The following is a 7,608-nucleotide window of genomic DNA, read 5'->3' as shown; positions in this document are numbered from 1 at the left end:
TTCACATTTAGCATACTCAAGACTTCGAAATTGTTTTTTGCAATTTGATAATCGAATACTTCTTGCATTTTCTTAGGTTTCGCTGCGTGATACCCTCCGATAGATTGGTGATAAAAAGACGTTCTTGCACTATTCATATTTCCATCTACATCAAAAACACGGAAATGTGTGGAATCTTCTAAAATTCGTAAATCAGCTTCTGTTGGTTCGCCAAATGGTCGTTCTATTTGACTTTTCGAAACAAAATCATCAGCTTTAACGTAGTTTTTCGCCACTATAAATAAATCTAATACCATTACAATTCCCACTAAAAGAACGGTTGTGAATTGTGAGAATGTCTTTTTAGTATAAAAATATAATATACCGAAAGCGACAACTAAAAACCCTAATGAACGATAAATGGTAGACATATACATATTCGCTCTGTCTTCTTTTAAGACTTTCATAAATTCAGGACCGTATTGTTGTGTATATATTTTATCATTATCACAAGTAAAATCGAACATACTGCTTCCAAAAAACAATAGAATTAAAATACCACCAACAATTGCTAATGAATATAATAACGGTTTTTTACGTGCTGTTTCTTCAGCATTTACGAAAGCTGACAAGCCTAAAATAGCTAAAACAGGTAAACATAATTCTAAAATTACTTGAATAGAAGAAACCGCTCTAAATTTATTATACATTGGCATATAGTCAATAAAAAAGTCAGTTAATACCGATAGATTTTTACCGTATGACAGTAATAAAGAAAGTGTTATTGCTCCTGCTAAAGCATATTTAATTTTACGTTTTTCTAAAAACATAGCCAAAATAGCTAAGAAAAACACCACTATTCCAATATACGCTGGAGCAGCTACAATAGGCTGATCGCCCCAATAGGTTGGCATATGTTTTACTAAATCTCTTGCTTCCGTTTCTGGCACATTTTGTCCCACAATAAACTGATACATTGATGATTTATCGCCTAAATCTTCAGCATTGGATCCTCCAAATAACTTAGGGGCAATTAAATTTAAACTTTCAGCAACGCCGTAACTATATTGTGTAATATAGTCGTAACTCATCGCATTGGTATCGGTTTTCTTTTTGCCGTTTTCATCAAAAGTTAAATTACTATTACTTCTCGTAGAATATTTAGCATATTCAGCGGTAGCTAATAAATTTGTTGCATTGGCACCAATAGCTAAAATAGCCCCTAATCCTAAAATTGCGAATGATTTGTATAGATGTTTGAAATCTTTTTCTTTAACAATTTCGTAGATATAAAACCCTATTACGAAAACAAATAAGAACAAGAAATAATACGTCATTTGGAAGTGATTCGCCTGAATTTCTAATCCAGCAGCAAGCATCGTTACAATTCCACCAATCAAATATCGCTTACTAAAAACAAAGATAATTCCTGCTAAAACCATTGGAATATAAGCAATCGCGTGCGCTTTTGCATTATGCCCTACTCCTAAAATAATTATTAAATACGTTGAAAAACCAAACGCTAAAGCCCCAAAAAAAGCTTGTAAGGGTTTCACTCTTAAACTCATTAATAGGATATAAAAACCTAAGAAATATAAAAATAAATAATCGGCAGGACGCGGTAAAAATCGTAATGCACTATCTAAACTTTTAATATAATTATGAGGGTATTTTGCACCTAATTGATACGTTGGCATACCACCAAATGCGCTATTTGTCCAATACGGCTCTTGATGAAATTCATTTCTAAAGTCGTTTTGTTCCTTTGCCATTCCGGTATATTGTGCAATATCCGATTGCATTATTTGCTTTCCAGACAATACCGGATAAAAATAAATAATAGCAATTACTATAAAACCAAAAATGGCATATAAATGTGGTGCAAATTTTTCTAATTTCTTCATTTTATTTCTTAAATTAATATCCTACAAAAATAAAAAAATCCCCGAATGGGGGAAATTATTATTCAACTTCTTCATAATCGATGTAATCACCAACTACTTTTTTATCTTTTTTTGGAACTTCCTGATTGTTATCTGCTGTTGACTGATAGTTTTGTTGCTGTTGCTCAAACTGTCTTTTAATATGTTCTTCTGCTTTTTTCGCTACTTTCTGCATCAAATATGGTGCTAATAGCCTCATTGCGAACTTAAATAAATAATAAAACAAAATGATGTAGAAAATGGTTCTAATAAATCCCGGCACACTTGCTGTATCCATAATTGTATTTTTTTTGTCAAAAATAAGGAATATATCAAATCTAATACTTAAAATTATGATAAAATATTTACATTTGGGTTTTAAATGAATCATTATGACGTTTTCCTCAAAAGTTGTTTTAATTACAACATTACTTTTTTCATCTATTTGCGCGGCTCAATATACCGATGAAGTCAACTCAAACCGTCCTGGAAAATCTATGATGGCCTTTGCAGTTGGTAAAAGTGTCATTCAAACTGAAACTGGTGTAAATTACATTACTGAAAACCACGATAAACTGAACTATAGCGCTAAAGGATATTTTGCCGATTTAGCTTTACGTTGGGGATTATTTAAAGAAGAATTGGAGCTTATTGCCGAAATTCAATACCAAAAAGATTCGTATCAACAATTTGATGTTGCTTCTAACAGAAGTGCCTTACGTCAAACCACTTTTGGGGCAAAATATTTAATTTATGACCCATTTAAAAAAGGACCCGAAAAACCAAGTATCTACAGTTGGAAAGCCAATCATCGATTCAAATGGAAACAATTTATTCCAGCATTTTCAGCATATGCAGGAGCCAATTTGAACTTTTCTGAAAATAATTTGTTTGCAAATACTTCAGTAGTTGAAGCAAAATTTAGTCCGAAAGTTATGGCGATTGCACAAAACCATTTTGGAGACAGAACGGTTTTAGTTACCAACTTAATTTACAACAAAATAGGAACTGATTTTGCCAGTATCGATTATATTTTAACCGTAACACACGGAATCAATCAAAATTTATCTGTATTTCTTGAAAATCAAGGTTACAATGGCAAATATTATAGTGATGGTATTTTCAGATTAGGTGCGGCATTTTTACATAAAAAAGATATGCAATTTGATGCATCCATTGGTACAAGTATTAAAAATACTCCAGGTATATTTTATGGTGGAGTTGGTTTCACTTGGCGTTTTACTAAAAATTACAAAGAAGTAAAAATGGACAAGCCCGGCACCAGAAGTAAAATGGATAAGAAAATGGACAAAAAAGCAGCGAAAAACAAAAGAAAAGACGGCGTAGAATAATGATAGAAATTAAAGAAATTTTCTCGAAACAAGAACTGAAAGCATTTGTAACCTTTCCTTTCGAGTTGTATAAAAACAATAAAAACTGGGTGCCGCCGCTTATTCAAGAAGAATTAGAGACGTTTGACAAAACCAAAAATCCTGTTTTTAAAACGGCTGATACTCATTTTTATTTGGCCTATAAAAACAATAAAATTGTAGGTCGTGTAGTGGCAATTATCAATTGGGATGAAGTAAACATTTTAGGCAAAAAGAAAGTGCGTTTTGGTTGGTTTGATGTCATTGATGATATTGACGTTACGAAAGCACTTTTAGATAAAGTAATTGCTTTTGGAAAGGAACATAATTTAGAGAATATTGAAGGTCCAATGGGATTTTCAAATTTGGATAAAGTAGGCTGTTTAATTGATGGTTTCGAAGAAAGAGGTTTAATGATTACTTGGTATAATTTCCCTTATTACGCAACGCATTTTGAACAATTGGGTTATGTTAAAGAGAAAGTATATTTAGAGAGTAAATTTCCTTTTTCAAATATTGATGCTACAAATTTTCAGCGCGTAGCGGATATGATTGAAAAAAGATACGATTTAACCCATTTGAATTTTACAAAAACCAAAGACATAATGCCGTATGTAGACAAAATGTTTACATTATTCAACGGAAGTTATGCCTCTTTGCAATCGTTTGTGCCCATTAACGACATTCAAATTGAGTATTTTAAAAAGAAATACATTTCGTTTATCAATCCTGAATTTATAAAATTCGTGATGGATAAAGAAGGCAAAATGGTAGCTTTTAGTATTGTTATGCCAGATTTTGCTGAAGCATTGCAAAAAGCAAAAGGAAAACTATTTCCAACAGGATTTTTACATTTATTAAAAGCGAAAAACAAATGTAAAACCGCCGTGTTTTATTTAATTGGCGTTTTACCCGAATACCAAAGTAAAGGCGTAACTGCAATTTTGTTTAATGAAAACCACATCAGTTTTAAAAAAATAGGAGTAGAAAATTGTATGCGAACACCTGAATTAGAAGACAATCACGCGATACACAATTTATGGAAAAATTTCGATCCAGAATATCATAAAAAACGTTGTACGTTTATAAAAGTATTGTAAAAAAATAAAATTAAAACACATACAAAATGGACTTAATGGGAATGATGGGTAAATTAAAAGAAACCCAACAAAAAATGGAAGAAACTAAAAACAGATTAAACAGCGTTTTAGTGGACGAGCAGAGTAACGACGGTTTATTACAAGTAACTTTAACAGCCAACAGAGAAATTAAAAACTTCAAAATTTCCGAGGAATTACTTCAAGACAAAGAAATGTTGGAAGATTATTTGGTTACCGTTTTAAACAAAGCCATTGTAAAAGCAACAAACGTAAACGAAGCCGAAATGGCTGCCGTAGCCCAGTCAGGGATGCCAAGTATTCCTGGAATGGATATGTTTAAATAAATTTATTTTCTTAGAAATTGAACTATCTCATTACTATAATCGGACCCACTGCTATCGGAAAAACATCCTTAAGTATTGCATTGGCACAACATTTTGGTTGCGAAATCATTTCGTGCGATAGTCGGCAATTTTTTAAAGAAATGAAAATTGGTACAGCAGTGCCTTCGGATGATGAATTAGCCGCAGCACCTCATCATTTTATTCAAAATAAATCAATTTTAGAACACTATTCTGTGGGTGATTTTGAGAAAGAAGCGCTTGAAAAATTAGATGAACTTTTTGAAAAAAACAACATCCAAATTATGGTTGGTGGTTCTGGTTTATATGTAGATGCCGTTTTAAAAGGTTTTGATGAATTTCCGGATATTGATAAGGATATTCGTACAGAAATCAATTCTAAATTTGATGCATTAGGTATAACCTTTCTTCAAGAAAAATTACAAGAATTAGACCCCGATTATTATAAAAAACTGGAAAGAGAAAATCCGCAAACCTTGCAGAATCCTCAACGTATGAAACGTTTTGTAGAAGTATGTATTGGAAGTGGTCTACCCTATTCAGATTTTATTGGTAAAAGTAATAGCAAACGCAATTTCACCCCAATTATCATTGGTTTAGAATCTGATAGAGAAATTATGTACGACCGAATTAACCAACGTGTAGACCTAATGTTTGAAGCAGGTTTGGTTGAAGAAGTAAAACAATTACTTCCTCATAAAGATAGAAATGCCCTACAAACTGTTGGATACAGAGAATTATTTGATTATTTTGAAGGGAAAAGCACACTTGAATTTGCTGCAGCACAAATAAAACAAAACACACGCCGATTTGCAAAACGTCAAATGACTTGGTTCAAGCGTACAGAAAATGCGGTTTGGTTTGATTTTGAAACAGATAGAAATAAAATTATTGAAATTATAAAATCCAAAATAGGTAAATCCCAATTCGTAAATCGTTAATCTCAAATCGTAAATCAAATGCCAATTTCTTCTAACTTTACTTCAGTTTACACACACGATTTTGAAATTGGTTTTCAACATTGCTATCCTAACGGCTTTTTAAAACATACCGAAATTTGTAATTTATTTCAAATAGTTGCGGGAATTCACGCCGACTTAGGTGGCATTAGTTATTTAGATATGCAGCAACATAACCAAGCTTGGGTGTTGAGTAGAATGCGAATTGAAATATCAAAATTACCAAAATGGAAAGATGTTATCACCATTAAAACCTGGATTAAAACCTTAGAGAATTCACGTTCCATTCGTTGTTTAGAAATGTATTTGAATGAAGAAAAATTAATAGGCTGCGAAACTTTTTGGGTAGTAATAAATACAACTACCAGACGACCAGATAATTTAGCATTACCACATACGCATTTTGAAAAATATGATACAGATAGTATTGCACAACCTATTCAGAAAATAACTATCCCAGAAGTATTTACAAATAAAAACGAAAGAAAAATTCTTTTATCGGATATAGATATTGTAAATCACGCCAATAATGTCAAATATTTGGAATGGTGTTTGGATGTTGCAAACGTAAAACTAATTTTAAGTAATTCAATTAAAGCATTAAATTTAAACTACTTACAAGAATTAAATTATAATGATACGATTGAAATTCAGCACAATGAAAATTCATTCTTAATTACTAAAGAGGGAAAAAGCTGTTTTGCTTTGGAAATTGAGATTTAAAATAAACACATAGGCACATAGAAATTTTAAGTGTTTTTTTTTTTTAGAAAACAAGCTATGTAAGCTTAAGTTAAATGATTTTAAAATAAAACTATGTTCCTATGTGTTTTATTAAATACTAATTTTTCTCAAAACTTCCATTACATAATCGTGCATTACTTGTTTGTAATCCAAGTGAGTAACCATTCGTAATTTACCTTGTCCCATATTACTGATATTGATATTTTTCTCTTTCAACTTATCAATAAACTGTGTTTCATTGACATCACTTTTCAGTTTAAAAATAACAATATTGGTTTCAATAGGTTCTACTTTATAAATAAAGGGTAGCGTTGCTAAAACACTTCCTAATTCTTTTGCTTTTTTGTGGTCTTCTTCTAATCGAGTGATGTTATTTTGTAACGCATACATTCCAGCCGCAGCTAAATAACCCGCTTGACGCATACCGCCACCAAATATTTTACGAATTCGAAGCGCGCGTTTCATATCATCTTTCGTCCCTAACAAAACCGAGCCAACCGGTGCACCTAAGCCTTTAGATAAACAAACTGAGATGGTATCAAACAATTCTCCATATACTTTTGGATGTTGTTTTTTGGCAACTAAAGCATTCCAAAGTCGGGCGCCGTCTAAATGAAATTTCAAATTATGTTTTGTGCAAACTTCTTTTATTTTCTTTAATTCTTCTATGTCATAACAAGCGCCGCCACCTTTGTTTGTTGTGTTTTCTACACAAACTAATTTCGTCATTGGTGCGTGATAAAACTCAGGATCATTTATAGCGTTTTCTACTTGTTCGGCGGTAATCATACCTCGGTTTCCATCAATTAAATTACACGAAACACCGCTATTAAAAGCTACTCCACCCGCTTCGTATAAAAAAACGTGTCCCCATTTATCACAAATTAATTCGTCACCCGGATTGGTATGTAATTTTATAGCAGTTTGATTTGCCATCGTACCGGAAGGGAAAAACAAAGCGGCTTCTTTGCCAAATAAATCAGCTAAAGACGCTTCCAATTCATTAACTGTCGGATCTTGTTTAAAAACATCATCACCCACTTTTGCGTTAAACATATATTGTAACATTTCTGGAGTGGGCTTGGTAACCGTATCGCTGAATAAATTAATTTCCATAAATCGTATAAATAGTCTATTTTTGTTCTGTAAAATTACAAATAAAATGGTAAATA

General features: G+C 32.0%; 8 protein-coding genes. 5 read left to right on the top strand and 3 right to left on the bottom strand.

The genetic code is table 11. From position 1 onward, the window contains the following. Together ACIQ11_RS07335 and ACIQ11_RS07330 are read right to left on the bottom strand one after the other, a co-directional pair. A partial coding sequence (locus ACIQ11_RS07335) for a hypothetical protein (protein ID WP_396154021.1) occupies positions 1-1,883 on the bottom strand: 1,883 nt, incomplete at its 3' end. A gap of 58 nt (positions 1,884-1,941) precedes the next feature. Continuing rightward, positions 1,942-2,199, bottom strand: a complete 258-nt coding sequence (locus ACIQ11_RS07330) for a DUF4834 domain-containing protein (protein ID WP_353076595.1) — start codon at positions 2,197-2,199, stop codon at positions 1,942-1,944. Positions 2,200-2,293: 94 nt separating this feature from the next. Between ACIQ11_RS07330 and ACIQ11_RS07325 the strand changes: the two genes are divergently transcribed. The 5 genes from ACIQ11_RS07325 to ACIQ11_RS07305 are packed head-to-tail and all read left to right on the top strand — an operon-like array spanning position 2,294 to position 6,415. Next, the gene (locus ACIQ11_RS07325; protein WP_396154020.1) at positions 2,294-3,253 is read left to right on the top strand and encodes a transporter; all 960 of its coding nucleotides are present in this window, start codon (positions 2,294-2,296) and stop codon (positions 3,251-3,253) included. Beyond that, the gene (locus ACIQ11_RS07320) at positions 3,253-4,371 is read left to right on the top strand and encodes a GTP cyclohydrolase (RefSeq protein WP_396154019.1); all 1,119 of its coding nucleotides are present in this window, start codon (positions 3,253-3,255) and stop codon (positions 4,369-4,371) included. Before ACIQ11_RS07325 ends, ACIQ11_RS07320 begins: the two co-directional genes overlap by 1 nt. Positions 4,372-4,397: 26 nt before the next feature. Then, entirely contained in the window at positions 4,398-4,715 is a 318-nt protein-coding gene (locus ACIQ11_RS07315; protein WP_396154018.1) for a YbaB/EbfC family nucleoid-associated protein, read from the top strand. A 17-nt stretch (positions 4,716-4,732) separates the two neighbouring features. After that, positions 4,733-5,674 carry a tRNA (adenosine(37)-N6)-dimethylallyltransferase MiaA gene (gene miaA / locus ACIQ11_RS07310; protein ID WP_396154017.1) on the top strand — a complete coding sequence of 314 codons (942 nt, stop codon included), beginning with the start codon at positions 4,733-4,735 and terminating at the stop codon, positions 5,672-5,674. Positions 5,675-5,692: 18 nt separating this feature from the next. Then, a complete protein-coding gene (locus ACIQ11_RS07305) occupies positions 5,693-6,415 on the top strand; it encodes an acyl-[acyl-carrier-protein] thioesterase (protein WP_396154016.1) in 723 nt (240 codons plus the stop codon). Positions 6,416-6,526: 111 nt separating this feature from the next. On the opposite strand, the gene ACIQ11_RS07300 is transcribed toward ACIQ11_RS07305, so the two are convergent. Continuing rightward, positions 6,527-7,552, bottom strand: a complete 1,026-nt coding sequence (locus tag ACIQ11_RS07300; protein WP_396154022.1) for a threonine aldolase family protein — start codon at positions 7,550-7,552, stop codon at positions 6,527-6,529. Positions 7,553-7,608: the final 56 nt, after the last annotated feature.

Source organism: Flavobacterium sp., from assembly GCF_044361065.1.
GTDB lineage: Bacteria > Bacteroidota > Bacteroidia > Flavobacteriales > Flavobacteriaceae > Flavobacterium.
Note: the sequence above shows the minus strand (reverse complement) of the source record. Positions and strands in the feature narration are given on the sequence as shown.